This is a genomic window from Halomonas salsilacus (assembly GCF_051216275.1).
Lineage (GTDB): Bacteria > Pseudomonadota > Gammaproteobacteria > Pseudomonadales > Halomonadaceae > Halomonas.
In genome coordinates this window covers 36,765-63,411 of the sequence record NZ_JBPKAQ010000009.1, presented here as the reverse complement: position 1 = coordinate 63,411, position 26,647 = coordinate 36,765, and the positions used below count along the sequence as shown (strand labels likewise).

The following is a 26,647-nucleotide window of genomic DNA, read 5'->3' as shown; positions in this document are numbered from 1 at the left end:
GTGTCCGCCGTTTTCTTATGCACAAGGAGACGGACATGAACGACATCACTCAGCTGCCGGCGCCGGCCGGCATGGCGCAGTCTGGCGAGGTCTTCGGGCCTCAGGTGGACCTCAACGCCTTCGTGGAGGAGTTTGGCGATGGCCTACTGGCCTCGCTCAAACGCTCCCATCCCCCGGTCTATGATGGCGAGGCCAACTCTCGCCGCCAGGCCGTGATGGCGGCCCTCAAGCGGGCGCCTTTCCCCGAGCAGGCCGAGGTGGTTCAGGCCATCTCGGCGCTGCTGCTCGACCGGCACGAGCCGGCGGGCATCATCAACGCGGAGATGGGCACCGGCAAGACCATGATGGCCATCGCCACCGCGGCAGTCTGTCACGGCGAAGGCTATCGGCGCTTCCTGGTGATCGCGCCGCCCCACCTGGTCTACAAGTGGCGGCGGGAGATCCTGGAGACCGTCGATCAGGCCAGGGTCTGGGTGCTGAACGGCCCGGATACCCTGGTCAAGCTGCTCAAGCTCCGTGAGGCCCTGGGCCAGCCGTCCGATGGGCGGCCGGAGTTCTTTATCCTGGGGCGTGTGCGTATGCGCATGGGCTTCCACTGGCGTCCCGCCGCGGCGCGCAAGCGCGTGCCGGGCGGCGAGCTGGCGGCCTGCCCCCAGTGCGGTAGCTCGGTGGTCGACTGCGACAACGAGGTTGTAACGCTGTCGCAGTTTCTCCGTGAGGAGCGTCGCCACAAGTGTCGGCACTGTCACAGCCCTCTCTGGACGCTGATGCGGCCTCAGCGGGCGACGGGCAGCCTGCAGCGCGGCCTGGTACTCAAGGCGCTGCGTAAGCTGCCCACCATCGGCAAGGTCTCGTCGGAGCGCCTGGTGCAACAGTTTGGCGAGGAGTTCCTGGCCACGCTGCTGGGTGACAACATCCACGAGTTCATCAACCTCATGGATGAGAACGGGGAGCTGGTGTTCTCCGACCGGCAAGCGGCTTGCCTGGAGCGGGCCATGGCCACGATGGAGTTCGGCTTCGGTGAAGGAGGCTATCAGCCGACCGAGTTCATCAAGCGGCAGCTGCCGGATCACACCTTCGATCTGCTGATCGTGGACGAGGGCCATGAGTACAAGAACGCCGGGTCGGCCCAGGGCCAGGCCATGGGCGTGCTGGCAGCCAAGGCGCGCAAGTCGCTGCTGCTGACCGGTACCCTGATGGGCGGCTACGCTTACGACCTGTTCCACCTGCTGTTCCGCATCCTTACGCCGAAGATGCTCGAAGACGGCTATCGCCCCAATGGGCGCGGATCGATGGGGCCTGCGGCCATGTCGTTCCTGCGCGACCACGGGGTGCTGAAGGACATCTACACCGAGCGCGACGGCGATTCGCACAAGACAGCGCGAGGCAAGAAGCTGTCGGTGCGCACCGTCAAGGCCCCGGGCTTCGGCCCCAAGGGGATCATGCGCTACGTGCTGCCCTTCACCGTCTTCCTCAAGCTCAAGGACATCGGTGGCAATGTGCTGCCGCCTTACGATGAAGACTTCATCGAGGTGCCGATGGACGACGAGCAGGCCTTTGCCTATCGGCGGCTCGAGGGTCAACTGACCGCCGAACTCAGACAGGCGCTGGCACGCAAGGACACCACCCTGCTGGGCGTGGTGCTCAATGCGCTGCTGGCCTGGCCGGACTGCTGCTTCCGACCGGAGACGGTCAAGCACCCGCGCTCGGGCAGCCTGCTGGCGTTCGTGAAGAGCCTCTATGGCGAGCAGCAGCCGATGCCCAAGGAGCGCGAGCTGGTGGAGATCTGCCGGCGAGAGAAGGCGGAGGGTCGCAAGGTGCTGGTCTACACGACCTACACCGGCAAGCGCGATACCAGCAGCCGACTCAAGGCGATGCTCACCCAGGCCGGCTTCAAGGTCGCGGTGCTGCGCTCCAACGTGGAGACCCAGCGGCGCGAGGACTGGATTGCCGATCAGGTCGACCGCGGCGTCGACGTGCTGATCACCAATCCGGACCTGGTGAAGACCGGGCTTGACCTGCTGGACTTCCCCACCATCGTCTTCATGCAGACGGGCTGGAACGTCTACACCCTGCAGCAGGCCGCCCGCCGCTCCTGGCGGATCGGCCAGCGGCAGCCGGTGAAGGTGCTCTACCTCGGCTATGCCGGATCGTCACAGATCGCCTGCCTGTCGCTGATGGCCACGAAGATCGCCGTGGCCCAGAGTACGTCGGGAGACGTGCCCGAATCGGGCCTGGATGCCCTCAATACGGATGGAGACTCCGTGGAGATGGCCCTGGCCAGGCAGCTGGTCAGCTGACAGATACCCAACCTATGCCCCCTCTTCGGAGGGGCATGGGTTTAGCTATCCTTGAGAAGAATTTCAATGTTATGCTCGTAACTCGCACACGCCTTCGTCGCCGAGAAAGGCACTTGCAATAATACTAGATAAAGATTTTTAGACAATATAGTGAAGCATTTCTGATGGTGTGGCGCTGTGGTGCATTGAAATAACGGATGATTTAGGTGAAGCATGATCTTAAAGCCGGATAAGGATGGTGTCTTTACAGTATCCTTCTTGCTTTTGCCAGAGTATGCCATGGTGGCATTGTTATCAGCTATTGAGCCGATGAGAATTGCTAACCGTTTTGCTGGTCGCGAAGTCTTTCGCTGGCAGCTGTTGAGCGAGGGAAATGAAACGGTTAAGGCTAGCAACCAGCTAGCCATGGAAGATACGACGCCGATTTTCCGTGTTGAGACGCCTACCAACCTCTTCGTCTGTTCTAGTTTCAATCCAAAAAAGTACATCCACTCTTCGACAGTCTCCTGGCTTAAGTCCTTGCCTGAGAGTACTATACTGGGAGCTATGGATACTGGCTGTTACCTCCTGTCCGCTGCCGGGTTAATCCGGCGGCGGCGGTTGACATTGCACTGGGAAGCGGTGCCAGCTTTTCAGGAAGACCATCCGGAGCAAGAAATTACCAACGAGCTCTATGAAATTGATCGCAACCTGATTACCTGCGCCGGAGGCACAGCGCCGATCGACATGATGCTGCATGTCATTCAGCAAGAGCTTGGTCACGATCTGGCAATCACTGTCTGTGAGCAGTTTATAAAGAGTGGTATACGACAAAAGACTGACAAGCAGCGCATACATCTGGCAGCCCGGTTAAATGTCTACAACCCTAGGCTGTTGCGGGTTTTGGCTCTGATGGAAGAAAACATAGAATCTCCCCTCAGCTCCACAGAGCTTGCTAATGAGGCTCATATTTCAGTCAGGCAGTTGCAACGATTATTTGATCACCATTTACAAAGTAGTCCAGCCACTTACTACCTGCGGCTGAGGTTGCAGCGAGCACGGAATTTACTAAAGGAGTCTCATCTCAGCCTTGCGGAGGTTGCTATCGCCTGTGGGTTTAGCTCCAGTGCTCACTTCACCCGCACCTATACCAAAAGATACCAAGTGAGCCCGAGCAAGGACCGTGGATGAGACGGTAATAGTGACCTTGCTAGCTACTCGCCGACACGCCTACCTCGGTTACACCCTTCAATCGTGGGCGGTGTGGCTCCATTTCGGCTAGGGGTTCGACTTCTTTAATTGACGCAGCGGAGCGGCGCGCTAAGGCTTGATACTCCTGAGTATTGAGGGACTTCCAGCGCAGGTCCCGGTCATTGACTTCGCGCAGCACCATCGCCGGCGAGCCTACCAGAAGTTGCCGGGGCTGCCCTTCGAAGCCGACCTTCACGAAGCTGTTGGCGGCGACGATGCTGTCCTCGCCAATCACTGCGCTATCCATTACCACCGCATTCATCCCAACCAGTGCATTCTTGCCGATCACACAACCGTGTAGGATAGCGCCGTGGCCGATATGGCCATCCTCCTCCACTACCGTATCCATATCGCAGTAGCCGTGCATCACGCAGCAATCCTGAAGGTTGGCCCCCTTTCTCAGGATCAGGCGGCCGAAGTCGCCGCGCAGTGATGCCAGAGGCGCGATGTAGACGCCGGGGCCGATGATCACGTCGCCGATCAGCACTGCCGTAGGGTGCACGTAGGCGCTGGGGTGTACCACTGGGCGTAATCCTTCAAACTCATAACAGGGCATGGCGATCTTTCCAGAGGTTGCGGATCAGTGTCAGCATTGGGGGGAGGCGCCGGTCAGGTGCTCCCCCCCATCTTGGGCCAGGCAGATGCCGGTGATGAAGCCGGCGGCCGGGGAGGCCAGGAAGGCAACCGTTTGACCCACTTCTTCAGGCTCCCCCATGCGCTTGATCAGTAGCTTATCGACACCCGCTTGCAGACTGGCCGGGTCGTACTGGTCGAGGCCACCGGTCTTGATCGTACCCGGCGCGATGGCGTTCACACGGATGCTTTGATCGGCCCACTCCCACGCCAAGGTCTTGGTCAAGTTGACGACGCCGGCCCGCGCCGCTGCGGCATGTGCCATGCCAGGCAGGCCGCTCTCCTGGCACAGCACGATGTTGATGATTGAGCCCGGCCTCCGGCTTGCGATGCAGTGCTTGGCGAAGGCCTGGCTCATCTGAAAGGTACCCTGCAGGTTCAGGTCGACAACTGAGCGAAAGCCGTTGGGGGAGATATCCAGCGCAGGTGCGGCAAACTGGCCACCGGCGTTATTGACAAGGATGTCCACGTCGAGGGCCTCGGCGTTGAAGGTCTGGAAAAGCGCCTCTATGCTCTGGTGATCGCGAATATTCACCGCGCGCGCCAGCGCGTCGATACCCTCGCCCGCCAGCGACTCGGAGGCAGCCGACAGGCGCTCGATATCGCGGGCCGCGATCACCACCCGGGCCCCCAGGGCCCCCAGAACCCGGGCGATCGCTAGGCCGATGCCGCTGCCCCCGCCCGTGACCAGTGCGGTCTTACCTGCGAATAGGTTCTCTGCAAAGATGTTGTTCATCGTTACTGCTCCCATGATCAATACCCTTTCCATACCGGCGGCCGGCCTTCGGCAAAGGCATTGGCGCCTTCCTGGGCGTCCATAGATTTCAGCATCCGTGAGTAGTGGGGTAGCGCCCCACTGCGCTGGAGTCGGAAGGCGTCTTCGACATCTAGCGCCTCGCCCCCGCCCACGAGTTCCTTAATCGCCCTCTGTGCCAGGGGAGCACCGGCGCAGATGCGTTCGGCCAGTTCCCATGCCTCCTCCAGTAGTCGATCTGCTGCCACCACCCGGTTGACTAGCCCCCATTGCTCTGCCTCCGGGGCGACGAGGGACCTTCCAGTCAGCATCAGTTCCATGGCGATGGCATGGGGAACTCGCCGGGGCAGCCGAAACACGCCGCCTGAGTCCGGGGTGATGCCGATCTGGACTTCCGGAAGGAAGAATTTTGCATGCTCTGCGGCCACAATTAAGTCGCAGGCTAGTGCTAGCTCGAATCCTCCTCCAACTGCCATGCCGTTTACCGCGGCTATCACTGGCTTTGTCCGTGAAAAGTATTCGGTCAGACCAGCGAAGCCTCCGGGCCCGTGGTCGGCATCGATAGCCTCACCGTCTGCTGCTGCCTTGAGGTCCCAGCCGGCTGAGAAGAAGCGCTGCCCTGAGCCGGTGAGAATCGCTACCCTTAGCTCAGCGTCCTCCTCAAAGGACAGGAATGCCTCATAAAGCTCTTGGCTGGTCGAGCATTCGATGGCGTTTGCATTGGGGCGATTCAGAGTGATCAGTAGCACTGGTCCGTGCCTTTCACTATGCACAGCAGAAGTCATATCAAAGCCCTTGTTTTAGTTTTCTCAGCGTGATTTTTCCGATTTCGGATGCTCCCGGAACACTAAGTTAGCGTAGCGATTGTAGCTTGATTTTAAGCGACGTATTTTAGTGTCGATGCGACAACGCCTGCTCCCCCTGCCTGAGCATTTTTATGCTGAGCTAAAGTTGTCGCTTGGGGAGGCCGAAATGGCGTTTTTAGTCAAACAGCCATCCGGCGTTCTATCGTAGCGTTATTTAAGCGCGAGAACATGCCTTACGAGAAATTGGAAGGCGTCTAAACCGCCAACCTTCGTTCAAATATCTCAACGAACAATATTGGCTGGGAGATTTACTAATGGATTTCAATCTTTCTAAAGAACATCTGGCGCTGCAGAGCAAGGCCAAAGACTTTGTCGAGCAGGTGCTGTTCCCCCATGAGCTCGAGTGTGAAGAAAACGATGGCATCAGCCACGAGACCCATCAAGAGATTATCCGCCAGGTACTAGCTTGGGAGTTCAACGCTCCTAACCACAGCAAGGAGGATGGTGGTCAAGGCTTTACTATTTTTGAGCAGACGCTGCTCAACGAGCAGTTGGGCAAGGCTACTGGTGCTATCTGGGATGCGCTCTGGTATCCCTCCTACCCGATGCGCTTCGCTACCCCGGCGCAAAAGGAGGAGTACCTGATCCCTACCTGCCAAGGCAAGCGTCGAGATGCCTATGCTATTACTGAGGCCGACGCTGGCTCCGATCCTACCCAGTGCTTGACTCGTGCTGACAAGGTTGAGGGTGGATGGAAGATTAACGGCGAGAAGTGGTTTGTGACCATTGGCGACATTGCCGACTATATCTTGGTGCACGCTCATGTAGATGGTGATGTGGAAAAGCCTACTGTTTTCTTCGTTGATAAACACCTGCCTGGCGTAGAGCTCAAGCGTACTCCGCTCTACACCCACCACTTCGCTTTCAAGCACCCAGAGTACATTTTCAACGACGTAATCGTAGGTGACGACAAGATTCTCGGCGAGATTGGCCAGGGCTACGAGATGACCAAGGACTGGTTCGTGGAGGCTCGCCTGGGCATCGCCGCGCGCTGCGTCGGCGGTGCCATCCGCGCCGCCGAGGAGGCCAACCGGTTCGCAGCCGAGCGCGTCCAGTTTGGCCGCTCGATCCGCGACTTCCAGGCAATCGAGTTCATGCTGGCGGACATGGCGGTAGAGATCATGGCCGCTAAGTCGATGCTCTACCGCCTGAGCTGGGAGATCGACCAGACCAACGACCGCAAGCGCAACCACGCCCGCGCCTCGGCCCTGAAGCTGCACTGCTCCGAGATGGTCGGCCGGGTCTGCGACAAGGCGGTCCAGATCCTCGGCGGCCGCGGCTACATGCGCGAGCAAGCTGTCGAACGGCTGTGGCGCGACACCCGTGTCGACCGTATCTGGGAGGGCACCTCCGAGATCCAGCGGGTGGTGATCGGTGGCCAGATCAAGAAGCGCGGCCTGGACATCTACACCGGCTGGTAAGCCATAAGGGGGGCGGTGCGCCGCTCCTGCTACTCCACCTGGGGCTCTCGAGGCTCGCTATGACCCAACAAGACAACCTGCGGCGCCTGCTGTCGCCGCGCAGTATCGTATTGATCGGCGGCTCCAACCTAGAGCTACCAATTCAGAACACCCGGGATATCGGCTTTGACGGCGAAATCTGGGTGGTCAACCCAAAGTACGACCAGATTGCTGGGGTGCCCTGCTATCCCAGCGTCTCCGATCTGCCTGGCCCCCCCGATGCCGCCTTCGTATCGGTCAATGCCGGGCTTACCGTGCAGGCTGTGGCCGAGCTCGCGGCCAAGGGCTGCGGGGGCGTGGTCTGCTACGCTGCCGGCTTCGCTGAGGTAGGAGACAATGGGGCCCAATTACAGGCAGCGTTAGTTGAGGTGGCGGGCGATATGGCCTTAGTGGGGCCGAACTGTTACGGCTTGCTCAACTTCACCAATGGCGTAGCCCTGTGGCCTGACCGGCTATTTGGGGAGCAGCCGGATAAGGGCGTGGCCATCATAAGCCAGAGCGGCAATGTCGCGCTGACTTTGACCATGCACGACCGCTCGCTCCCGCTAACTCACGTGATCAGTGTCGGGAATCAGGCGGTACTCGGAGTAGGCGACTATATCGAGCCGTTGCTTGAGGATGAACGGGTCTCCGCTATCGGCTTCTATATCGAGGGCCTGAAGGATATAGCTAGTTTCAGCCGGGCGGCGATGAAGGCCCTGCTCAAGGGGGTTCCACTAGTCGTGCTCAAGGCGGGCACCTCGGAGATCGGAACACAACTGACCTTGAGTCACACGAGCTCTTTGGCCGGTGCCGATGACCTGTATCAGGCAATGTTTGACCGCCTCGGCATCCTGCGCGTGCATTCCCTCGGAGAGTTGCTGGAAACCCTGAAGATCGCCGCGCTATGCGAGCTACCCAAGGGTGATCGCATCGGTGTGCTGACCTGCTCAGGGGGCGACAGCGCCATGCTGGCGGACGGTCTGGATCAATACAAGCTACAATTGCCGCGGCTGAATGATAGGCAGCAACATCAATTGTCTGAAGTCTTGCCAGACTTCGCAAGTCTCTCCAACCCCTTGGACTACAATACCTCGGTTTGGGGCGACCTCGAGGCCTGTGTCCAAGTATTTGATATCATGATGGGCGGTGATTTCGACGCCACAGTTTTGGTTTTAGATTTTCCAAGGCAGGGCAGCGGTGATGACCATGCCTGGCAGGTCGCGGTGAATGCCCTCATCGCTGCTCACGCAAAACATCATAAAACCGTCATGGTTATCAGCAACCTCAGCGAGTTGCTACCGGAAAATGCTCGCTTACGTCTGGTTAAGGCCGGTATCGCTCCACTCCAGGGACTCAAGGATGGCATCGCCGCCCTGGCCAGCCTGGTCCGCTACAGCGAACGTCGCCGCCAAGTGGCTTCCATGGACGACCCGCAACAGCTGCTGTTACGTCAAGGCTCCATGGCAATTGGTGAGGGCTGCATGCTGGATGAATGGGCCTCGAAGAAATTGTTGGGCCGGTACGGCCTACCTCTGCCTGGCGGGGGGTGCGTTGATCGCTCAGAGGTAGTAAACACGGCAGACCGGCTTGGCTATCCGGTTGTGATGAAAGGGGTTAGTGCCCAACTAATCCATAAGACAGAGGCCGGTGCAGTAGCGCTCAACCTCAAAGACCCTGGCAGTGTCGCTGCCGCCGCCGAAGCAATGGCCGTTCGGCTGGCTGAGCAGGGAATAGATGATATCCGTTTTCTTATTGAGCCGATGGTTACTGATGCCGTAGGAGAATTGATCATCGGCCTAAAGCGCGATGAGCAATTCGGCCTGGCGCTCATTCTTGGAACCGGCGGTATTTTGGTCAACATGATGAACGATAGTTCAACGCTGTTGTTGCCCACTACCCGAGAGGCTGTGAAAGAGACATTATGTTCCCTCAGGGGGGCGCCCCTCCTACAGGGGTATCGTGGAAGGCCTGAGGGCGATTTTGAAGCTGTGCTTGATGCAGTGATGGCGGTTTCTGACTTCGCGCTGGACCATTGGGATAGTGTCACTGAGCTAGATGTTAATCCCTTAATGGTACGGCCGAAGGGAAAAGGAGTAATAGCTGCTGACGCGTTAATAAGGCTGTCCGGGCCCTTATGGATTAGTTAGAGATTTAGGGTTTTGCAGATGCGCACCTTGTGAGGAGTATTCTAGTTGGAGCCGCTTTAGGCTGGCGGCTTAATGTCAGATAAAAACAAATAACGGCGAGCCCGCCGGTTCGTTAATAGGAGTTATCATGAATGCATTGAATGAGCGGAAAGATAAAAGCAAGAAACTGGAGATAGAGCCGGCCATCTTATGGCCTGCGGTGTCTGTGATTCTAGCCGCAAGCATCCCCTTGGCACTATATCCAGAAGCAGGGGAGGTGTTGGTAAATAATTTGTTGAGCTGGTTTACAGGGACATTTGGTTGGCTTTATCTTTTGACGGGTATTGGAAGCTTCTTGTTTATGACGTGGCTGGCGTTTGGGCCGGTTGGTCGTGTGAAGTTGGGTGGCCCAGATGATAAGCCGGAATTCTCTAAACTTCCCTGGATAGCTATGCTGTTCTGTGCGGGTATAGGGATATCAATTGTAAACTGGGCTTTCGTAGAGCCATTGTACTTTCTTTCCAGCCCGCCGCTGGGTATCGAGCCTAACTCGGATGCCGCCGTGGAGTGGGCTGCAATGTATCCAATGTTTCACTGGGGTGTCGTACCTTGGGCATTGTACCTGATGCCAGCCTTGCCTATAGGGTATGTGCTTTATGTACGTAAGAGCAAGGTTTTACGTCTTAGTGAGGCTTGTCGGGGTGTTCTTGGTGGGCTGGTGGACGGCCCAGTCGGAAAAGTCATCGATGTAATAGTTGTTTTTTCGATCGTTGGCGGTGTAGGAACCTCCCTAGGGCTGTCGGTTCCTCTTGTATCAGCGCTTTTTCAAGAGATGTTTGGCGTCGGTGACTCTTTTTTGTTGCAAATGATCATTCTTGCTGGCTGGACTGTGATGATTGCCTGGAGTGTATACAATGGCCTCAATAAAGGTATTCAAACACTTTCCAATATTAATGGTATTTTGGCCTTGGGGATGCTGGTTTTTGTGCTTTTTTCAGGGTCAACTGTTTTTGTATTAAACCTTTGGTCAAACAGTTTTGGGTTGTTTTTGGATAATTTTTTCCGGATAAACTTTTGGACGGATCCTATATCTAAGAGTGGTTTTCCAGAAAGTTGGACCATCTTTTATTGGGCCTGGTGGATAGCCTATGCTCCGATGATGGGTCTTTTCGTGGCTCGTATTTCCAGGGGTCGAACTATTAAGGAGTTGATTGTTAATGGAGTGGTTTGGGGGTGTGTTGGATGCTGGTCTTTTTTTGCTATTTGGGGAGGTTATGCGATCGATCTTAACATAAACAATGTTGTAGATCTCCAAGGGGTTCTCCATAATCAAGGCATCCCTGCAACCGTAGTTGCGGTGCTAAAAACGCTTCCGCTGGCATGGGTGGTGGTGCCGTTGTTTACCCTTTTATGCTTTGTTTTTCTAGCAACTACCGTAGATTCTTCAGCATATATGTTAGCCTCAATTTGCACCCGGGAGATCTCTGGCTATCAAGAGCCAGCTCGATGGAATAGAATTATGTGGACTTTAATTCTCGCGCTGGTTGGTGTGGGCTTATTGTCAGTGGGCGGTCTAAGTGCAGTGCAGACGTCCACAATATTGGTAGCCCTGCCTATGATTCCAGTTCTGGTAATAATGGCGGCATCTTTGCTGCGCTGGGTGTATCGAGATTTTGGCGCAGAACTATCTTTTTATTCTTTATCCCGGTGTGAGATGCGCGGTCAGGTGGTTCTTGTACGTGAATATGATGATAAAATTCACGAAGAGAAGACAATTAATACTTCATTTCCGGAAGGGCATAAGCCTGATTCGGGCTCTCCTGTTTAAATTTAACTAATATTTTATTTCAGCAGGGTAGGCGCTGCTTAGCCCTGCTGTACTCCCGGGTTAACCTCGGCTAGTTTCCTCTTGCAATAATCGTTATATTAGTTTGACTATCATGGGCCACTTCCCTCTCTGCGGAGAGGCTTATTCTGAATAATTTATACAGCTAGCCAGCTCTTGCCTTATTATACTTTAGTTGTAAGACTTGGCCATCAAGAGAATAAGAAATATCTCATAGAGTGAATTTCTATTTTCTTCGTGCAATTCCATTTCTGGTAGTTAAAGCTATCCCCGCTTGGTTCGCATCCCATAGCTATTGCACCGGAGCAAGGAATGCTCTGGGGTAAAACGCCTCTCATCGCATTTAACGTTTCTGCTGGTGCCCGTCAGGGCCCAGCGTTGTGATGCACGGACTGCATCCAGAGGAGCGAGCATTGCGGATTCTCAACATTCTACGCGGCCGCCGCAGCGCGACCTACAGCGACAACGTCCAGGATGGCGCCGGCTGGGAAAGCCCGCGTACCGGCGCTGAGCTTCTAGCCACGCCCTATCGACAGCAGCTGATCAGAGCGATTCAGGAAAGCACATCGCTGACTGCACCGGTGTTTGAGGCCTACGTCAAAGAGCCTCTGCAACGATATGCAGAGCGTGTCCAGCTGCTGCCAGCCTCGGAATCACACCACCATAGCTACCCGGGTGGAATGCTGGATCACGGCCTCGAGACCTGTGTGTTTGGCCTCAGGCTCCGACGACAGCACCTACTCCCCCCGAAGGAGTCGCCCGAAAAGCAGTCCTCTACCGGAGAGCTGTGGAGCGTGGCGGTCATCTATGCCTGCCTGCTGCACGATATCGCCAAGGTCATCGTCGACGTCGAAATACACCTGAAATCCGGCCGCAGGTGGTGCCTGTGGGAGGGCATCATTCCCGACCAGTATCGCGTTCGCTATATCAAGGGGCGAGACTACTTCCTTCACGCTGCGGCCAACCCCCTCTTGTGCAAGGAGGTGATTGGCAATGCCGGGCTCGAGTGGTTGAAAAGCCAGCCGGAGCTGTTTGGCCTGGTGATGTACGCGATCAGTTGCCACTCGGAGCGCTCCGGGGTGATCGGGGAAATCGTCAGCCAGGCCGACAGGGCCAGCGTGGCCAAGTCGCTGGGTGGCAAGGTTTCCAATATCGATAAGGCACCCCGGGAATCCCTGCAGAGCAAGCTCAAAGGAGCTATTCGCCACATCGTGACAGAAAAGATCCGCCTGAATGAAAAAGGCGCTCAGGGGTTTGTCACCTCCGAGACGCTGTGGCTGGTGACGCCGCTGGTACCCCGAGAGATCAAGAGCTACCTCCTTTCCCATGGTATCGAGGGCGTGCCATCCAACGAGTCGCGCCTCTATGACGAAATGCAGTCCCATGGCCTGATCATTGAGAACCCCGAGGGTCGATCGGTTTGGAAGTGCAGGGTCGAGATGGGGGAGTGGCGAACCGATCTTTCCATGCTCAAGGTTCATAAGTCGCTCGTTTGGAGCGGTGATGAGGAGCCTGAGATTTTCTCGGGGAGTGTCGAGGCCCTTAACGTTGGTGAGAGTGGTGAAGGTAGTCAGCCAGCTAGGCATCAGCGTAAAGATCAGGAGCAAGGTGACAAGCCTGCGACCCCAGAAACTTCAAGCGAGCTGACTGAACTGAGTCCAACCGAGGAAATCCAGGATGATCTGGAAGCCTCCATTCTTGATATCGCCACAGGCGGCGATGAAAAAGCAGTGCCAGGTTTGGAGAAGCAGCCAAGTCGTAATCCTGATGAGGGTGCCGAGAAACTTACGGGCCAGGCATCGCCTGGACAGTCGTCATCCGGGGAAGACTTTCTCGCCTGGCTGCGAGGCGGGTTGAAAACTCACAAGGTATTGATGAACGACTCCAAGGCCCTGGTGCATGCCGTGGATGGCATGCTGCTGGTGGTCAGTCCCAAGGTATTCAAGCACTACTGTCAGGAGGTGAGCGGAGAAGAGAAAATCTGGAAAGAGGTTCAGGATTCATTCCAGAAGCTGAAGCTGCACAAGAAAAACAAGGATGGTGGAAGTTTTCACAAGGTAAAGGTGGTCGGTCCTAACAAGAAGGCGAGCACCCTTTCTGGGTATCTTGTGGGTAAGGATGACCTGATGGAGGAGGGTAAGGAGGTTTTTGATAACCCCTTTATTGACCTGATTGATGGGAAATCTGAAGAATGAAAAAATTTACCTTTGATGACTTGTTGCAATCCTATTTTTCTGAGCGCTGGCTGACTGAGAGGAGCTGTATTTCCTACAGCGTGCCGGTGAAGCTATTCCGGCGGTTCGTGGGCCAGGATAAGCTGCCTGCGGAGGTGACCCGTGACGATGTCAGGGAGTGGAGAGAGTTCTGCTTTTCTGAGGAGGGAAGGAACCTCGCGCACTCCAGTTGGAACAACTACTGCCGGCACAATCGAATCCTCTTTAAGCATGCGATTGATCATGCGTTGATCGATACCTCATTCAACCCCTTTGCCAAGATGGAGGTCAGCTCTCCCAAGAAGCGCAAGAAGACCTTGAGCAAACGGCAGGTCGAGATGGCGCGTGAAGCCATCAGCCTGAATAAAAAGATGGAGCGTTACCGAAAAAGACCCTCGATGCTTCATCCTGTCTGGTTCTGGGAGATCGTGTTCGAGACGTTCTATCATACGGGCATTCGTCTGACTCAGCTGTTGCTGATGAAGCCAGAGGATATCAACCTAAAGAGTCGTGTGCTTACTGCCACCTGGCAGGGAGCCAAGAACAACCGCGAACACTTTGTTCCCATCTCCAATGCCCTCTACCCGCACCTGGAGAATCTGATGAACTCGGCCAAGATGGTGGGGATTCAGCGTGGCGAGCAGATCTTCAATGTGAACCGATTCAGCGTTCGGCACCGCATGGAGCGAATGGACTCCTGGCAGGTGGAGAGCTTCTATCAGAAGCTTTCTCAGATTTGCGGCTACCAGATGAGTCCGCACCGATTCCGCCATACGTTGGGCACGGAGCTGATGAAGGAGCCGGACCGTAACCTGCACATCGTCAAGGCGCTCCTCGGCCACAGTAACATCAGCACGACGCTCGAGTACGTCGAGGTCGATATCGGCAGCCTGCGCAGTGCCATCGAGGGGCGTGTCTAGAGCACTTGACGTCAAGGCCTGTCTTGTACTTTAGCCCAGCCCCTGGTGCTTCCAGGGGCTGGGTGGAAACCTACCGATATGTTGGAAGAGAGCTTCTCTTGTTCCGATGGCTGGCTAGAACGACACAACTTCGCCGTCGGCAGGGATAAGCACGCGATCTGCAATGTCATTATCTTCCACGTACTCACCCAGTTCCTCCCGGGTCAGGGTCATGTGATTCACCGCGTCCATATGCACCGCGATGATGGTGGCATGAGGAACCGCTTGATAGGCGCGCAGGGTGTCTTCCTTGCCCATGATGATTGGGTCGTTCTCGAAGCCGGTGAACTCGGCTGCACCAGCATTCAGCACGATTACCTCGGGCAGGTAGCGCTCTAGCGCCTGGTCGACCTCGTCACGCCAGACCGTATCACCCACCACATAGGTGGTCTGGCTGTCTGGTGCCTCGAAGACCACGCCCATTATTTCGCCGAGTGCCTCCGCAAGCTCGGGGACGGCATAGATGGCGTCGGAGCCGTGCTTGCCGCCAGTGCGGTGTAGATCGACCCCGCCGAACTCGGCAGTGCCATCCAGGACCCGCACGTCCTCGAAGCCTTGTGAACGAATCAGTTCGGCATCGGACTCGTGTTGGGCGAACAGCGGGATATCCTTGGGCAGCAGGGCCTGGGCTGCATTATCCCAGTGATCCAGGTGGGTGTGGGTGACGATGACCGCGTCTACGCCATCGATCACCTCCTGCACTGACATCGGCAACTCCACCAGGGGGTTGCGTAGCTCACTGCGATAGGTGCCATCGAAGCCGGGATAGGCACCCTTTTCGGCCAGCATGGGATCGATCAGGAAGGTGGTCTCACCATAAGTGATCTTCACCGTGGCATTGCGGATATGTTGCACCTGCAGGGTTGTGTCTTCTGCTACCGGTGCGGCGTAGGACGCGCCGCTGGCGAGGGCGGCGGCCAGAAGCAGGGGGCTGACAAGCGTCTTGAATGACATCGAGGTTCTCCGCGTATGGTGTTGGATGGAGCACACTGTAGGAGAATCGGCTTGGCCAGATAATCGGCCCAGGAGACAATAATCGAAAGAATTGGGCCAAGAGAGGTATTATGTCGCTGCCCCGCGTGGGGCTGATTCTCTATCCGCACTTCAGCCCCTTCCATTTCTCGGTACCCTACATGGTGTTCAGCACGTCATCTCCCGAGGGCTCCTTGTTCGATCTCCGCATCGTGGCGCCGGCAGGCCAGCCCCTTGAAGCCGAGCGGGCCATGACAGTGCTTCCCGATGGTGGTCTGGAGCTGCTGGAGCAGGTCGATATCGCCGTAGTCCCCGGCTGGCATGACCTGGCAGAGCCGCCTGTGCCGGAATTGCTCGAGGCACTGGTCCGCTGCCATGACAGGGGCATCCATGTGGTGGGGCTCTGCTACGGAGCCTATGCCCTGGCCTATGCGGGGCTGCTGGATGGTCGGCGGGCGTCGACCCACTGGCTGGCCGAAGAGGATTTCAGCCACCGCTTCCCCGCCGTCGAGCTGGACACCAATGCTCTCTATGTGGAGGACGATCGCCTGGTGACCTCCGCCGGTACCGCCGCCGGGCTGGATTGCTGCCTGTTCCTGGTGCGCGAGTACCATGGGGCTCGGGTCGCCAATCAACTGGCCCGACTGCTGGTGGTGCCGCCCCACCGGGAGGGCGGCCAGGCGCAATTTATCGAGCAGCCGGTGGCCTCCTCCACCCAAGACGCCCAGATCAACCAACTGCTCGATTACCTGCGCACCCACCTGACTGAATCGCACAGCCTGGATGCCCTGGCCGCTCACACCACCATGAGTCGCCGCACCTTCACCCGCCACTTTCACCGCGCCACTGGCATGACGGTGGGGGAATGGTTGATCAACGAGCGCCTGAGGCGAAGCTGTGAGCTGCTGGAAACTACGACCTTGCCGATCGATCAGGTGGCAGAGTGCAGCGGCTTTAACACGGCGACCTCGCTCAGACAGCACTTCCAGCAACGTTTCCGCGTGAGTCCCAGGGAGTGGCGAAGGGCTTTTGGCATCAGGTAGAGACATCAGGGGTGGCCGCGCAACCCGTCAACTCACCTGCATTATACGATCGTCTGAATTAGACCACCCTGATGCAGGTTGACAGCTGGGTCCTCGTCCTCTTCAATAGCTACTCGATGATGCCGTGTGATGCTGGTGATAATTCCTGATCTCCCAGGCTGTCCCTATACGCATTTCACGAAGCCTTGCGCTAGGCGTAATGCGCTGATTTTTATCGGTTTTTTGGTGGTGTGACTTGTAATCAGTAGGTCCCGGGTTCGACTCCTGGTGCCGGCACCATCAACGCCTTCGAAACCAGTGTGATGCCAGCGAACTGCAACCGTCCCTTGAGGCGGTTTTTTTGTGCGTGCCGCCGGGGGGAGGCAGTCGATCCGGAGGGTAGGATCGTTCGCTGAGCCAGGTAGCTGATGGTGTCCACTGGGGCTGCTGCCCGGGTCACCGGCGGCTTGAGGCAGCCTGCCCCCCTGCGGAAGGTGGTATGCGGCGCATGGTGCGGTAGACTGTGAGGCTGGTCGCCGAGATGCGGCACGCATAATGAGAAGGAGAAGACCCGCCATGCGCTTTGTTCCACGCTTTACCGATGGCCAGGAATTTCCCCACCCGCTCGGCAAGATCGTCTGCGTCGGCCGCAACTATGCCGACCATGCCAGAGAGCTCGACAATCCGGTGCCCAGCGAACCGCTGCTGTTCATCAAGCCGGCGACCTCTGCAGTCCCGCTGGAAGAGACCATCGATGCGCCCTTCTCCCGGGGCGAGGTGCACTACGAGACCGAGCTGGCGTTGCTGGTCGGCGAGGAACTCTCCCACGTCACCGCGGACGAGGCCGAGCGTGCCATCGTCGGCATCGGCCTGGGGTTGGACCTGACCCTGCGCGACCTCCAGACCCGCCTCAAGGAGAAGGGGCATCCCTGGGAAACCGCCAAGGCGTTCGATGGGGCCTGTCCGCTCTCTGCCTTTCTGCCGCTCTCCCAGGTGCCCAACTGGAGCGCCCTGGCCTTTACCCTCGAGATCGATGGTGAGTTGCGCCAGCGCGGCGAGGGCGCCGACATGCTGTTCCCGGTCGCTACCCTGGTGGCAGAGATGAGTCGCCACTTCACCCTGCAGCCGGGTGACGTGGTCCTCACCGGCACCCCGGCTGGGGTCGGCCCGCTGTCGCGCGGCGCCGAGTTGCACTTCACCCTGACCGGCGGCCTGGAGTTTACTACTCACGTGGTCGAGTGAGTCCGATGCGTTCCCGGTAGCCCGCTAGACGACGACGCCCCGCAGCCATGCTGCGGGGCATCGTCGCGTTCAGGGGGCGGTGGACGGCTACTCCAGGTAGGTGTACCCGGCCAGCCCCTCGGAGAGGTCGTTGAGGAAACGCTGCTGCTCGGCCTCGTCCAGGCCACTGGCGGCGAGCTGCTCGGCCAGGTTGTTGCGCAGCACCTCGGCATCGAAGTTGACGTAGCTGAGCACGTCGGCAACGCGATCACCCTGCTGGATATGACTGAAGGTCCAGCCGCCATCCTCGGCCAGGGTGGCGTCCACCGAGTCGGTGTCGCCGAACAGGTTGTGCAGGTCGCCGAGAATCTCCTGGTAGGCGCCCACCAGGAAGAAGCCCAACAACTGCTCGTCGCCCTCCTGCCACTCGGGCAGGGGCAGGGTGGTCTCCACTCCCTGGCCATCCACATAGCCGTCGATGCGTCCATCGCTGTCGCAGGTAATGTCCTGAATAACCCCGCGGCGCACCGGCTCCTGGTCGAGGCCGGTCAGCGGCAGCACCGGGAAGATCTGCTGGATGCCCCAGACGTCGGGCACCGACTGGAACAGCGAGAAGTTGACGAAGAGCTTGTCGGCGAGTTTTTCGGCAAGCTCATCGGCGATCTCGCGATGAGCGCGATTGCGGGTGTCGAGACGGGCGCGCAGCCTCGCGCAGGCGGCGAAATAGACCCCCTCACCCTCGGCCCGGGCGTTGATGTCGGTCATGCCGATCACGAAGCGCTCATGGAGCTCGCCCATGGCCTGCACCAGGTCATGCCACGCCTCGACCAGGCCCCGCGGCTCCACCTGTTCGTGGAGCAGGTCGTGGACACGCCACAGCTCCTTGACCTGGGGGTCGTCATCGATGCGGCGCTCCGGAGCGGTTTCGCTGATCCGCTCCTCGCCGATCACGTTGGCGATCAGCACCGCGTGGTGGGCGGTCAACGCCCGGCCCGACTCGCTGATCAAGTGTGGCTCGGGCAGGTCGTGCTCCTGGCAGGCCAGGCGGAAGGCGTAGACCACGTTGCGGGCATACTCGAGCATCGAGTAGTTGGCCGAGCAGAAACTGCGCGAGCGGGTGCCCTCGTAGTCGACCCCCAGGCCACCGCCCACGTCCACGGTGTCCACCGGGGCGCCCAGCTCCACCAGGCTCTGGTAAAAGCGCGCACACTCGCGCAGGCCGCGCTGGATGTCGCGGATATTGGCGATCTGCGAGCCGAGGTGAAAGTGCACCAGCTGCAGGCTTTCCAGGGCGTCGGCCTCGCGGAGCTGATCCACCACGGCCAGGATCTGGCTGGCGGTGAGGCCGAACTTGGACTTCTCACCGCCGGTGTTCTGCCAACGGCCACGGCCTACGGTGGCCAGGCGCGCGCGCAGGCCGATGCGCGGCTTGACGCCGAGCTCGGCGGCCTCCTCGAGGATCAGCGGCAGCTCCGAGAGCTTCTCCACCACCAGGTAGACCCGGTGGCCAAGCTTCTCGCCCATCAGCGCCAGGCGCACGTACTCGCGGTCCTTGTAGCCGTTGCAAACGATCAACGAGGGGCCGTCGCCGGAGAGCGCCAGCACGGCGAGCAGCTCCGGCTTGCTGCCGGCCTCGAGGCCCACCCGGTCGCGGCCGCGCTCTGGCGTGGCGAGGATCTCCTCCACCACCCGGCGCTGTTGGTTGACCTTGATCGGGTACACGGCGGTATAGCCGCCGCTGAACTCCTCCTCGACCATTGCAGTGTCAAAGGCGGCGCAGAGCTGCTCGACGCGGTCGTGGAGGATGTCGATGAAGCGCACCAGCACCGGCAGGCGAAGGCCGGCGGTCTTGAGCTGTGCGACCAGGCCAGACAGCGGCAGGGCAGGGCCCTCGATCTCGCTGCCCAGCGGGCGTACCAGGGCGTGACCGGAGTCGTCCACGTCATAGTAGCCGCTGCCCCACTGGTCGATATTCCAGACGCGCCGCGCGCGCTTTGCCGGGCTGCCGGCACTGGCCATTGAGAGACTCATGCATTCACCTCGGGGAGGGGCAGGGCACCCTGCTCAAGGCGAGCCTGGAGGATGGTGCGAAACCGTTCGGGGTCGTGGGGAGTGAGATCGTGGGCCGGCGGATCCACATAGACCACCAGCAGCCGCGACAGCCAATAGCGCAGCGCGGTCATGCGCAGCATCATCGGCCACGCCTCGCGCTCGGTCGCGGTGAGCGGGCGTCGTGCCTGGTAGGCGGTGAGCAGGGCGTCGTGGCGCTCGGCATCCAGACGGCCGTCTGCATCAGTGGCCCAATCGTTGATGACGATGGCCAGGTCGAAAAGCAGGTCGCCGGTGCAGCCATTGTAGAAGTCGATGATGCCGCGCAGCCGGTCACCCTCGTAGAGGGTGTTGTCTCGAAACAGGTCGCCGTGCAGGGTGCCCTGTGGCAGTTCCGGGCCGTTGCCGAAGGCGTCCTGGTAGATCTCCACTTCGTCCTTCATCAGGGTCTGGTCCTGTGGCGAGAGGTAGACCAGCACCTTGTGGTGCATGGGCAGCAGCCAGTGGAGATCCCGCGGGTTGGGGCGGTGGCCGGGGAAGTGCTGCGACACCTTGTGCATGTGGCCCAGGGCATCCCCCAGGGCCGCACACTGGGTCAGATTGGGCGCCTTGGGATGCCTGCCGGGGAGGCGCGGGAAGAGCAGCGCGGGCTTGCCGGCCAGGCGATGCAGTGCCACGCCCTCGCGGTCGTGCAGGGGTCCCGGCACCGGCAGACGGTGCTCGTCCAGGTAGTCGAGCAGGTCGACGAAGAACGGCAGCTCGCCGAACTCGCCCTGCTCGAACAGGGTCAGCACCAGCTGGCGCCGGTCGGTGGTGACGAAGAAGGTGCTGTTCTCGGTGCCCGCGGGCACGCCTTCCAGGGAGACCAGCGAGCCGGCATCGAAGCGTGCCAGGAAGTCCGCGACCTGGGTCTCGGATAGCGGTGTGAATACGGCCATGTCTCTCTCACACGGGAATGCCAAGCCGCCTATTGTAGCGACTTGGCAGAGTGATGCACGCACCGCGGTCCCTCGTCAGAAAGTTCTCAGGATCCACTGCGGCACGGCGAGTCGGTCGCCGTCCTGGCGTTCGAAGTTGCCATCGCCGTCATGGTCTACCAGGTAGTAGGAGGGGCCGCGGGAAGGCCGGATCTCGATGGCGTAGAGCTCGCCGTTGATGCGGTACTCGCGGATGGTGCGATCCTCCTCCTGGCGGATAGTGATGTCCGGCTCGAGGTCCGCGGAGGACTGGGCCAGGGCGGGTCCGGTGGCAACCAGCGCGAGCCCCAGCAGCAGGGCGATAAGGGTGCGTGTCACGATCATGGTGGCCTCCTGGCCGCAGCGCGGCAGATAAAGTGGCGATGCCTTCAGTGTATGACGTTGCTGGCCCGCGGCCCACCGCCCGCGGCAAAACGGTCGGGCAATGCGTATCATGGGTGACCAGGATCACTTCCCGCTCAGTCTCAATGGATGCCTTGCATGGCCGCTACCCCCATCGTACTCGTCGACGGTTCTTCCTATCTCTACCGCGCCTTCCACGCCCTGCCGCCGCTGACCACCTCCAATGGCCAGCCCACCGGCGCCATCAAGGGCGTGCTCAACATGCTCAAGCGGCTGATCAAGGACTATCCGGACAGCCCCATGGCGGTGGTCTTTGATGCGCCGGGCAAGACCTTCCGCGACGAGCTGTTCGAGGCCTACAAGGCCCACCGCCCGCCGATGCCCGATGACCTGCGCTCCCAAGTGGCGCCGCTGCACGCCTGTGTGCGGGCGCTGGGGTTACCGCTGCTGTGCATCGAGGGGGTGGAGGCCGACGATGTCATCGGCACCCTGGCCCACCGAGCCACCGATGCCGGCCGCGATGCGGTGATCTCCACGGGGGACAAGGACATGGCTCAGCTGGTGAACCAGCACATCACCCTCGTCAACACCATGAAGGACGAGATCCTGGACGTCGCCGGGGTGAAGGAGAAGTTCGGCCTGCCGCCAGAGCTGATCATCGACCTCCTGGCGCTGATGGGCGACAAGGTCGACAACATTCCCGGGGTCCCCGGCGTGGGCGAGAAGACTGCCTTGGGCCTGCTGCAGGGCGTTGGCGGCGGCCTCGAGACCATCTACGCCGACCTGGAGCGGGTCAAGACCCTGGATTTCCGCGGCGCGAAGACCCTGCCGAAGAAGCTCGAGGAACACCGCGACCAGGCCTTCCTCTCCTACCAGCTGGCCACCATCAAGACCGACTGCGAGCTGCCGGTTGGCCTCGACGACCTGGACATCGCCCACCCGGACCGCGAGAGGCTCCTCGCGCTCTACCGCGAGTACGAGTTCAAGGCCTGGCTCTCCGAGCTGCTGGAGGGCAGTGACGCTGGCGTCGATGACGTGGGCGGTGGCACGCCGACGCCGACCGACGCCGAAGAGACCCGTCCCAGCGCCCCCCGGCAGGATCACGTGCTCCTCGAGCAGGCCGAGCTGGAGGCCTGGCTGACCCGGCTCGAGGCGGTCGAGGCCTTCTGTTTCGATCTGGAGACCACCAGCCTGGCCTACATGGAGGCGCAGATCGTCGGCGTGGGGCTGGCGCTGGAGGCGGGGGAGGCGGCCTATATCCCGCTGGCCCATGACTACCTGGACGCCCCCGCCCAGCTCGACCGTGACGCTGTGCTGGCCAGGCTCAAGCCGCTGCTGGAGGATGTCGGCAAGATCAAGATCGGCCAGAACCTCAAGTACGATATCTCGGTGCTGGCGAACTATGGCATCACCGTGGCGGGGCCCCTGGAGGACACCATGCTGGAGTCCTATGTGCTCGACTCAACGGCGACCCGCCACGACATGGACTCCCTGGCGCTCAAGTACCTGGGCGAGAAGACCGTCTCCTTCGAGGAGATCGCCGGCAAGGGGGCCAAGCAGCTCACCTTCAACCAGATCAGTCTGGAGCAGGCCGCCCCCTACGCCTGCGAGGATGTCGACATCACCCTGCGCCTGCATGGCGAGCTGCGTCCGCGCCTGGCGGCCACGGGTCGCCTCGCCGAGGTGCTGGAGGCGATCGAGCTGCCGCTGGTGCCAGTGCTGTCGCGCATGGAGCGCACCGGGGTGGCACTGGACCCGGAGCGGCTCCACGTCCAGGGCCGCGAGCTCGAGGTGCGCATCCGCGAGCTGGAGGCCCGCGCCCATGAGCTGGCCGGGCGCGAATTCAACCTGGGCTCGCCCAAGCAGCTCGGCCAGATCCTCTTCGAAGAACAGAAGATCCCGGTGCTCAAGAAGACCCCCAAGGGGGCGCCCTCCACCGCCGAGGCCGTGCTCGAGGAACTGGCGCTGGACTACCCGCTGCCCAAGGTGATCATGGAGCATCGAGGCCTGGCCAAGCTCAAGTCCACCTACACCGACAAACTGCCGCGGCTGGTCAACAGGGCCACCGGGCGGCTGCACACCAGCTATCACCAGGCGGTCACCGCCACCGGGCGGCTCTCCTCGTCGGACCCCAACCTGCAGAACATTCCGATCCGCACCGAGGAGGGGCGCAGGATCCGCCAGGCCTTTATCGCCCGGCCGGGCTATCGCATCGTCGCCGCCGACTACTCCCAGATCGAGCTGCGCATCATGGCGCATCTCTCCGAGGACAAGGGGCTGCTCGCGGCCTTCGCCGAGGGCCGCGACATCCACGCCGCCACCGCGGCGGAGGTGTTCGGGGTGCCGCTGGAGAAGGTCTCGGGTGACCAGCGGCGCAGCGCCAAGGCGATCAACTTTGGACTGATCTACGGCATGAGCGCCTGGGGCCTCGGTCGCCAGCTGCATATCGAGCGCAACCAGGCCCAGACCTGGATCGAGCGCTACTTCGACCGCTACCCCGGGGTCGCCCGCTACATGGAGCGCATCCGTTCACAGGCGGCGGAAGACGGCTATGTCGAGACGGTGTTCGGCCGGCGCCTCTACCTGCCGGAGATCCGCTCCCAGAACCATGCCCGTCGCCAGGGGGCCGAGCGCACGGCGATCAACGCCCCCATGCAGGGCACCGCGGCGGACATCATCAAGTGGGCGATGATCGATGTGGACGCCTGGCTGCAGGGCGAGGCCTGTGAGATCGATGCCTGGATGGTGATGCAGGTCCACGACGAACTGGTCTTCGAGGTGGTCGAGGGGCAGGTGGAGGACTTCATCGAGCAGGTGAAGGCGCGCATGCAGGCCGCCGCCGAGCTCAGCGTGCCGCTGATCGTCGATGCTGAGAGTGGGGCCAATTGGGACGAGGCCCACTAGGCTCCCCAGTGGATGAAGGGGAAAGAGAAATGCCACCGCGGCAGCGGTGACGTTCTCGTTTCTGCGCTAGTCCCGCAGCACCGTGGCGGTGCGCTGGGGCTCGAGGCTGACCTGCTCGCCCACCCGCCACAGGGTATGGCTGGGGGTGATGGCGCAGAACTGCTGGCCGTGCTGCTCGAGCAGGTAGAAGCAGTCGTGGCCGCGGAACTCACGCTCGACGATGGTGGCGCCCTGGCCCTCGGGGGCGGCGGAGAGCGCCAGGTATTCCGGGCGCAGCGATAGGCGCACCGGGCCGCGGCGGTGGCTGTCGATGGCCACCGGGCCGAGGGCGGTGCAGGCGATCTCGCCGTCGGCTTCGCCCTCCAGCAGGTTGGTGTGGCCCAGGAACTCCGCCACGAAGGAGGTAGCCGGCGCCTGGTAGATCCGCTCCGGGCGGTCCATCTGGATCAGCTGGCCGTAGTGCATCACCCCCACCTGGTCGGCGAAGGAGAGCGCCTCGGCCTGGTCGTGGGTGACCAGGATCACCGAGGTGCCGGCGGCCTTGAAGATCCGGCGCACCTCCTTGCGGGTCGATTCTCGCAGGGCGGCGTCGAGGTTGGAGAAGGGCTCGTCGAGCAGCACCAGCTCGGGCTCGGCGGCCAGGGTCCTGGCCAGGGCCACGCGCTGCTGCTGGCCACCGGAGAGCTGGTCGGGCATGCGCGCAGAAAGGTCGGCCAGCCCCACCAGGTCGAGCCACTCGCGGGCGCGGGCCGTCCGCTTGGCCTTGGGCACGTGGCGCATGGCGAAGGCGACGTTCTCGCCCAGGCTCATGTGAGGGAAGAGGGCGTAGTCCTGGAAGACGATGCCGATGCGCCGCTGCTGGGGCGGCAGGCGAGTCACGTCCTCGCCGCGCAGCAGGATCTCGCCGCAGTCCGGGCGTTCGAAGCCGGCAATCATGCGCAGGGTGGTGGTCTTGCCGCAGCCGCTGGGGCCGAGCAGGGCGAGGATCTCGCCGTTGTCCAGGGAGAAGCTCACATCCTCCACGGCCAGCGGGTCCTGGCGGCGGTAGCGCTTGTGCAGCCCACCCACCGACAGCAGAGGCTCCGGCAGCCGGGTCGGCGCCCCTTGGGGGGCGGCCTTGAGGTTGAGGTTGGACATCATTTGCCCTCCTTGGTGAGCAGCAGACCCACGGACAGGCTGGAGAACACCACGATGGCGGCGGCGAAGGGTGCCGCCTCGGCCAGCATGCCTTCCGAGGTTCGTGTGAAGACGGTCACGGCCAGGGTGGTGTAGCCGGTGGGCGCCAGCAGAAAGGTGATCGGCAGCTCCTTCATGCACAGCACGAAGACCAGCACCACGCCGGCCAGGATGCCGCGGCGCAGGCGCGGGAAGATCACGTTGATGAAGGTGCTGATGGGGCCGTGGCCCAACGAGTGGGCGGCCTCCTCCATGCTCGGGCGGGTCTGCAACAGAGCGCTGCGGATCGGACCCAGCGCCAGCGCCAGCGAGGCCATGGCCCAGGTGATGATCAGCATCGCCAGGGTCTGGTAGAGGAAGGGCGCAGTGCGCAGCGAGAAGAACACCATGGCCAACGCCAGGGCCAGCGGCGGCAAGGCGTAGCCGATATAGGCGGAGCGCTCGATCAGGGTGGCGAAGGGCGAGCGGTAGCGCACCGTCAGGAAGGCGATAGGCAGGGCGAAGGCCGCAGCCAGCAGCGCCGCTGGAAGGGCCGCGCCGGCGGAGCGCAGCAGGGTGCCGGGCACCCGGGCGAAGAAGGAGACATCCGGCGGCGCCAGCAGTAGCCAGTAGGCCAGGATCATCACTGGCAGGCCGATGGAGGCGGTGAACAGCGCCACCAGGTAGGGCCAGGCGAGGAAGCGGGCACGTCCCAGCGGCATGAGTGTCATCGGTCGCGCCACCCCGGTGCCGATGCGCGCCAGCTTGCGCTTCACCACCAGGCTGTCGAGCATCACGAAGCAGGTGGCGAGTGCCAGCAGCATCAGCGCCAGCCAGGCGGCGTAAACGCGGTCGAAGGCACCGGAGTACTGGGTGTAGATGGCGTAGCTGAAGGCCTCATAGCGCATCAGCGCCACGGCGCCGAAGTCGCCCAGCACATACAGCGTGATCACCAGCCAGCCTGCCATCAGCGCCGGCATCAGGTGGGGAAGGGTCACCTGGCGGAATATCTCGCCCTGGGTGTAACCCAGGCTGCGCGCGCTCTCCTCCAGGTTGCCGTCGAGGCCGGCCAGGGCGGCGCGCAGGTTCAGGAACAGGTAGGGGAAGGTGTAGAGCGACAGCGCCAGGGTGGCGCCCCAGTAGCCCTGCAGACGCGGCAGCTGCAGGCCGGTCAGCTGGGCGAGCACTCCATAGTTGCCGCCCAGACCGATCAGCGCATAGGCCATCACATAGCCCGGCACCGCCAGGGGAATTACCCCGAGCAGGGTCAGGGCCTTCTTGAATCGGATGTCGGTTCGGGTGACCAGCCAGGCCAGCGGGAAGGCCATCAGGGTAGTCAGCGTCACCACCCCGGCGGCCAGGGCCAGGGTGTTGAGCAGCAGCTGCAGGTTGCGGAGACGGAACACTAGTTCGACGAGGGTGGCGCTGTCGGCCTCGAAGGCGCGCAGCCCCAGGTAGACCAGGGGCACCAGCATCACGCCTGCTGCGACCAGCGAGGGGAGCAGGATATGCAGCGGCACGCCGCGGGCCCGCAGTCGCGGCAGGCTCGGAGTGTGGTGCGGCGTGGCGGGATGGCGCATCGGCTTCATGGTGCCTCGTCGGTGAAGACCTGCCGCCAACGGACGGCAGGTCGCAG

Annotated in this window: 19 protein-coding genes; 10 read left to right on the top strand and 9 right to left on the bottom strand. The window is 60.8% G+C overall.

Annotated elements, in window-relative coordinates; genetic code table 11:
* The first annotated feature begins 35 nt into the window (after positions 1-35).
* Both ACR80S_RS13270 and ACR80S_RS13265 read left to right on the top strand, forming a co-directional pair.
* Positions 36-2,300, top strand: coding sequence for an SNF2-related protein (locus tag ACR80S_RS13270; protein ID WP_435403450.1), 2,265 nt, complete (start codon positions 36-38; stop codon positions 2,298-2,300).
* Positions 2,301-2,513: 213 nt separating this feature from the next.
* Positions 2,514-3,470, top strand: a complete 957-nt coding sequence (locus ACR80S_RS13265; RefSeq protein WP_435403449.1) for a GlxA family transcriptional regulator — start codon at positions 2,514-2,516, stop codon at positions 3,468-3,470.
* A gap of 19 nt (positions 3,471-3,489) precedes the next feature.
* Here ACR80S_RS13265 and caiE read toward each other — a convergent pair whose 3' ends face one another.
* Genes caiE through ACR80S_RS13250 form a run of 3 tightly spaced genes read right to left on the bottom strand, consistent with a single transcriptional unit; the run spans position 3,490 to position 5,666 of the window.
* A complete protein-coding gene (gene caiE, locus ACR80S_RS13260) occupies positions 3,490-4,086 on the bottom strand; it encodes a carnitine operon protein CaiE (protein ID WP_435403448.1) in 597 nt (198 codons plus the stop codon).
* 30 nt (positions 4,087-4,116) lie between these two features.
* Positions 4,117-4,899 carry an SDR family oxidoreductase gene (locus ACR80S_RS13255; protein ID WP_435403447.1) on the bottom strand — a complete coding sequence of 261 codons (783 nt, stop codon included), beginning with the start codon at positions 4,897-4,899 and terminating at the stop codon, positions 4,117-4,119.
* Between the two features lie 17 nt (positions 4,900-4,916).
* Positions 4,917-5,666: an enoyl-CoA hydratase-related protein gene (locus ACR80S_RS13250; protein ID WP_435403446.1), complete on the bottom strand. Its 750-nt coding sequence runs from the start codon at positions 5,664-5,666 to the stop codon at positions 4,917-4,919.
* Positions 5,667-6,037: 371 nt separating this feature from the next.
* On the opposite strand from ACR80S_RS13250, the gene ACR80S_RS13245 reads away from it, so the two are divergent.
* The 5 genes from ACR80S_RS13245 (at position 6,038) to ACR80S_RS13225 (ending at position 14,330) form a co-directional block, all read left to right on the top strand.
* Entirely contained in the window at positions 6,038-7,204 is a 1,167-nt protein-coding gene (locus ACR80S_RS13245; RefSeq protein ID WP_435403445.1) for an acyl-CoA dehydrogenase family protein, read from the top strand.
* A gap of 59 nt (positions 7,205-7,263) precedes the next feature.
* Positions 7,264-9,372, top strand: a complete 2,109-nt coding sequence (locus ACR80S_RS13240) for an acetate--CoA ligase family protein (RefSeq protein WP_435403444.1) — start codon at positions 7,264-7,266, stop codon at positions 9,370-9,372.
* A gap of 127 nt (positions 9,373-9,499) precedes the next feature.
* Complete coding sequence (locus ACR80S_RS13235) at positions 9,500-11,179, top strand: BCCT family transporter (protein ID WP_435403443.1); 1,680 nt, start codon at positions 9,500-9,502, stop codon at positions 11,177-11,179.
* A 431-nt stretch (positions 11,180-11,610) separates the two neighbouring features.
* Positions 11,611-13,392 (top strand): MobH family relaxase, encoded by a 1,782-nt coding sequence (mobH, locus tag ACR80S_RS13230; protein WP_435403442.1) that lies wholly within the window; start codon positions 11,611-11,613, stop codon positions 13,390-13,392.
* Positions 13,389-14,330, top strand: coding sequence for a tyrosine-type recombinase/integrase (locus ACR80S_RS13225; RefSeq protein ID WP_435403441.1), 942 nt, complete (start codon positions 13,389-13,391; stop codon positions 14,328-14,330). Before mobH ends, ACR80S_RS13225 begins: the two co-directional genes overlap by 4 nt.
* 114 nt (positions 14,331-14,444) lie before the next feature.
* Here ACR80S_RS13225 and ACR80S_RS13220 read toward each other — a convergent pair whose 3' ends face one another.
* Positions 14,445-15,323: an MBL fold metallo-hydrolase gene (locus tag ACR80S_RS13220; protein ID WP_435403440.1), complete on the bottom strand. Its 879-nt coding sequence runs from the start codon at positions 15,321-15,323 to the stop codon at positions 14,445-14,447.
* Between the two features lie 110 nt (positions 15,324-15,433).
* On the opposite strand from ACR80S_RS13220, the gene ACR80S_RS13215 reads away from it, so the two are divergent.
* Together ACR80S_RS13215 and ACR80S_RS13210 are read left to right on the top strand one after the other, a co-directional pair.
* The gene (locus ACR80S_RS13215) at positions 15,434-16,384 is read left to right on the top strand and encodes a GlxA family transcriptional regulator (RefSeq protein ID WP_435403439.1); all 951 of its coding nucleotides are present in this window, start codon (positions 15,434-15,436) and stop codon (positions 16,382-16,384) included.
* Positions 16,385-16,939: 555 nt separating this feature from the next.
* Positions 16,940-17,605, top strand: a complete 666-nt coding sequence (locus ACR80S_RS13210; protein ID WP_435401918.1) for a fumarylacetoacetate hydrolase family protein — start codon at positions 16,940-16,942, stop codon at positions 17,603-17,605.
* An 87-nt stretch (positions 17,606-17,692) separates the two neighbouring features.
* On the opposite strand, the gene speA is transcribed toward ACR80S_RS13210, so the two are convergent.
* The 3 genes from speA to ACR80S_RS13195 form a co-directional block, all read right to left on the bottom strand.
* Complete coding sequence (gene speA / locus ACR80S_RS13205) at positions 17,693-19,615, bottom strand: biosynthetic arginine decarboxylase (RefSeq protein WP_435403438.1); 1,923 nt, start codon at positions 19,613-19,615, stop codon at positions 17,693-17,695.
* On the bottom strand, positions 19,612-20,571 hold the full coding sequence (locus ACR80S_RS13200; protein ID WP_435401916.1) for a homoserine kinase: 960 nt from the start codon (positions 20,569-20,571) through the stop codon (positions 19,612-19,614). Before ACR80S_RS13200 ends, speA begins: the two co-directional genes overlap by 4 nt.
* A 75-nt stretch (positions 20,572-20,646) precedes the next feature.
* Complete coding sequence (locus ACR80S_RS13195) at positions 20,647-20,934, bottom strand: DUF2782 domain-containing protein (protein WP_290907041.1); 288 nt, start codon at positions 20,932-20,934, stop codon at positions 20,647-20,649.
* Positions 20,935-21,090: 156 nt separating this feature from the next.
* On the opposite strand from ACR80S_RS13195, the gene polA reads away from it, so the two are divergent.
* Entirely contained in the window at positions 21,091-23,856 is a 2,766-nt protein-coding gene (gene polA / locus ACR80S_RS13190; protein WP_435403437.1) for a DNA polymerase I, read from the top strand.
* A gap of 66 nt (positions 23,857-23,922) precedes the next feature.
* Here the strand turns inward: polA and ACR80S_RS13185 are convergent, their stop codons facing one another.
* Positions 23,923-24,993 (bottom strand): ABC transporter ATP-binding protein, encoded by a 1,071-nt coding sequence (locus ACR80S_RS13185; protein ID WP_435403436.1) that lies wholly within the window; start codon positions 24,991-24,993, stop codon positions 23,923-23,925.
* Positions 24,993-26,600, bottom strand: coding sequence for an ABC transporter permease (locus tag ACR80S_RS13180; RefSeq protein WP_435401913.1), 1,608 nt, complete (start codon positions 26,598-26,600; stop codon positions 24,993-24,995). The genes ACR80S_RS13185 and ACR80S_RS13180 overlap by 1 nt, the downstream gene beginning before the upstream one ends.
* Between the last annotated feature and the right edge of the window lie 47 nt (positions 26,601-26,647).

What these genes read in the sequence shown, in the direction of transcription:
- ACR80S_RS13270 (WP_435403450.1), top strand. Translation starts at nt 36, where the DNA reads ATGAACGACATCACTCAGCTGCCGGCGCCGGCCGGCATGGCGCAGTCT.
- ACR80S_RS13265 (WP_435403449.1), top strand. Translation starts at nt 2,514, where the DNA reads ATGATCTTAAAGCCGGATAAGGATGGTGTCTTTACAGTATCCTTCTTG.
- caiE (WP_435403448.1), bottom strand. Translation starts at nt 4,086, where the DNA reads ATGCCCTGTTATGAGTTTGAAGGATTACGCCCAGTGGTACACCCCAGC.
- ACR80S_RS13255 (WP_435403447.1), bottom strand. Translation starts at nt 4,899, where the DNA reads ATGAACAACATCTTTGCAGAGAACCTATTCGCAGGTAAGACCGCACTG.
- ACR80S_RS13245 (WP_435403445.1), top strand. Translation starts at nt 6,038, where the DNA reads ATGGATTTCAATCTTTCTAAAGAACATCTGGCGCTGCAGAGCAAGGCC.
- ACR80S_RS13240 (WP_435403444.1), top strand. Translation starts at nt 7,264, where the DNA reads ATGACCCAACAAGACAACCTGCGGCGCCTGCTGTCGCCGCGCAGTATC.
- ACR80S_RS13235 (WP_435403443.1), top strand. Translation starts at nt 9,500, where the DNA reads ATGAATGCATTGAATGAGCGGAAAGATAAAAGCAAGAAACTGGAGATA.
- ACR80S_RS13225 (WP_435403441.1), top strand. Translation starts at nt 13,389, where the DNA reads ATGAAAAAATTTACCTTTGATGACTTGTTGCAATCCTATTTTTCTGAG.
- ACR80S_RS13220 (WP_435403440.1), bottom strand. Translation starts at nt 15,323, where the DNA reads ATGTCATTCAAGACGCTTGTCAGCCCCCTGCTTCTGGCCGCCGCCCTC.
- ACR80S_RS13215 (WP_435403439.1), top strand. Translation starts at nt 15,434, where the DNA reads ATGTCGCTGCCCCGCGTGGGGCTGATTCTCTATCCGCACTTCAGCCCC.
- ACR80S_RS13210 (WP_435401918.1), top strand. Translation starts at nt 16,940, where the DNA reads ATGCGCTTTGTTCCACGCTTTACCGATGGCCAGGAATTTCCCCACCCG.
- speA (WP_435403438.1), bottom strand. Translation starts at nt 19,615, where the DNA reads ATGAGTCTCTCAATGGCCAGTGCCGGCAGCCCGGCAAAGCGCGCGCGG.
- ACR80S_RS13200 (WP_435401916.1), bottom strand. Translation starts at nt 20,571, where the DNA reads ATGGCCGTATTCACACCGCTATCCGAGACCCAGGTCGCGGACTTCCTG.
- ACR80S_RS13195 (WP_290907041.1), bottom strand. Translation starts at nt 20,934, where the DNA reads ATGATCGTGACACGCACCCTTATCGCCCTGCTGCTGGGGCTCGCGCTG.
- polA (WP_435403437.1), top strand. Translation starts at nt 21,091, where the DNA reads ATGGCCGCTACCCCCATCGTACTCGTCGACGGTTCTTCCTATCTCTAC.
- ACR80S_RS13185 (WP_435403436.1), bottom strand. Translation starts at nt 24,993, where the DNA reads ATGTCCAACCTCAACCTCAAGGCCGCCCCCCAAGGGGCGCCGACCCGG.
- ACR80S_RS13180 (WP_435401913.1), bottom strand. Translation starts at nt 26,600, where the DNA reads ATGAAGCCGATGCGCCATCCCGCCACGCCGCACCACACTCCGAGCCTG.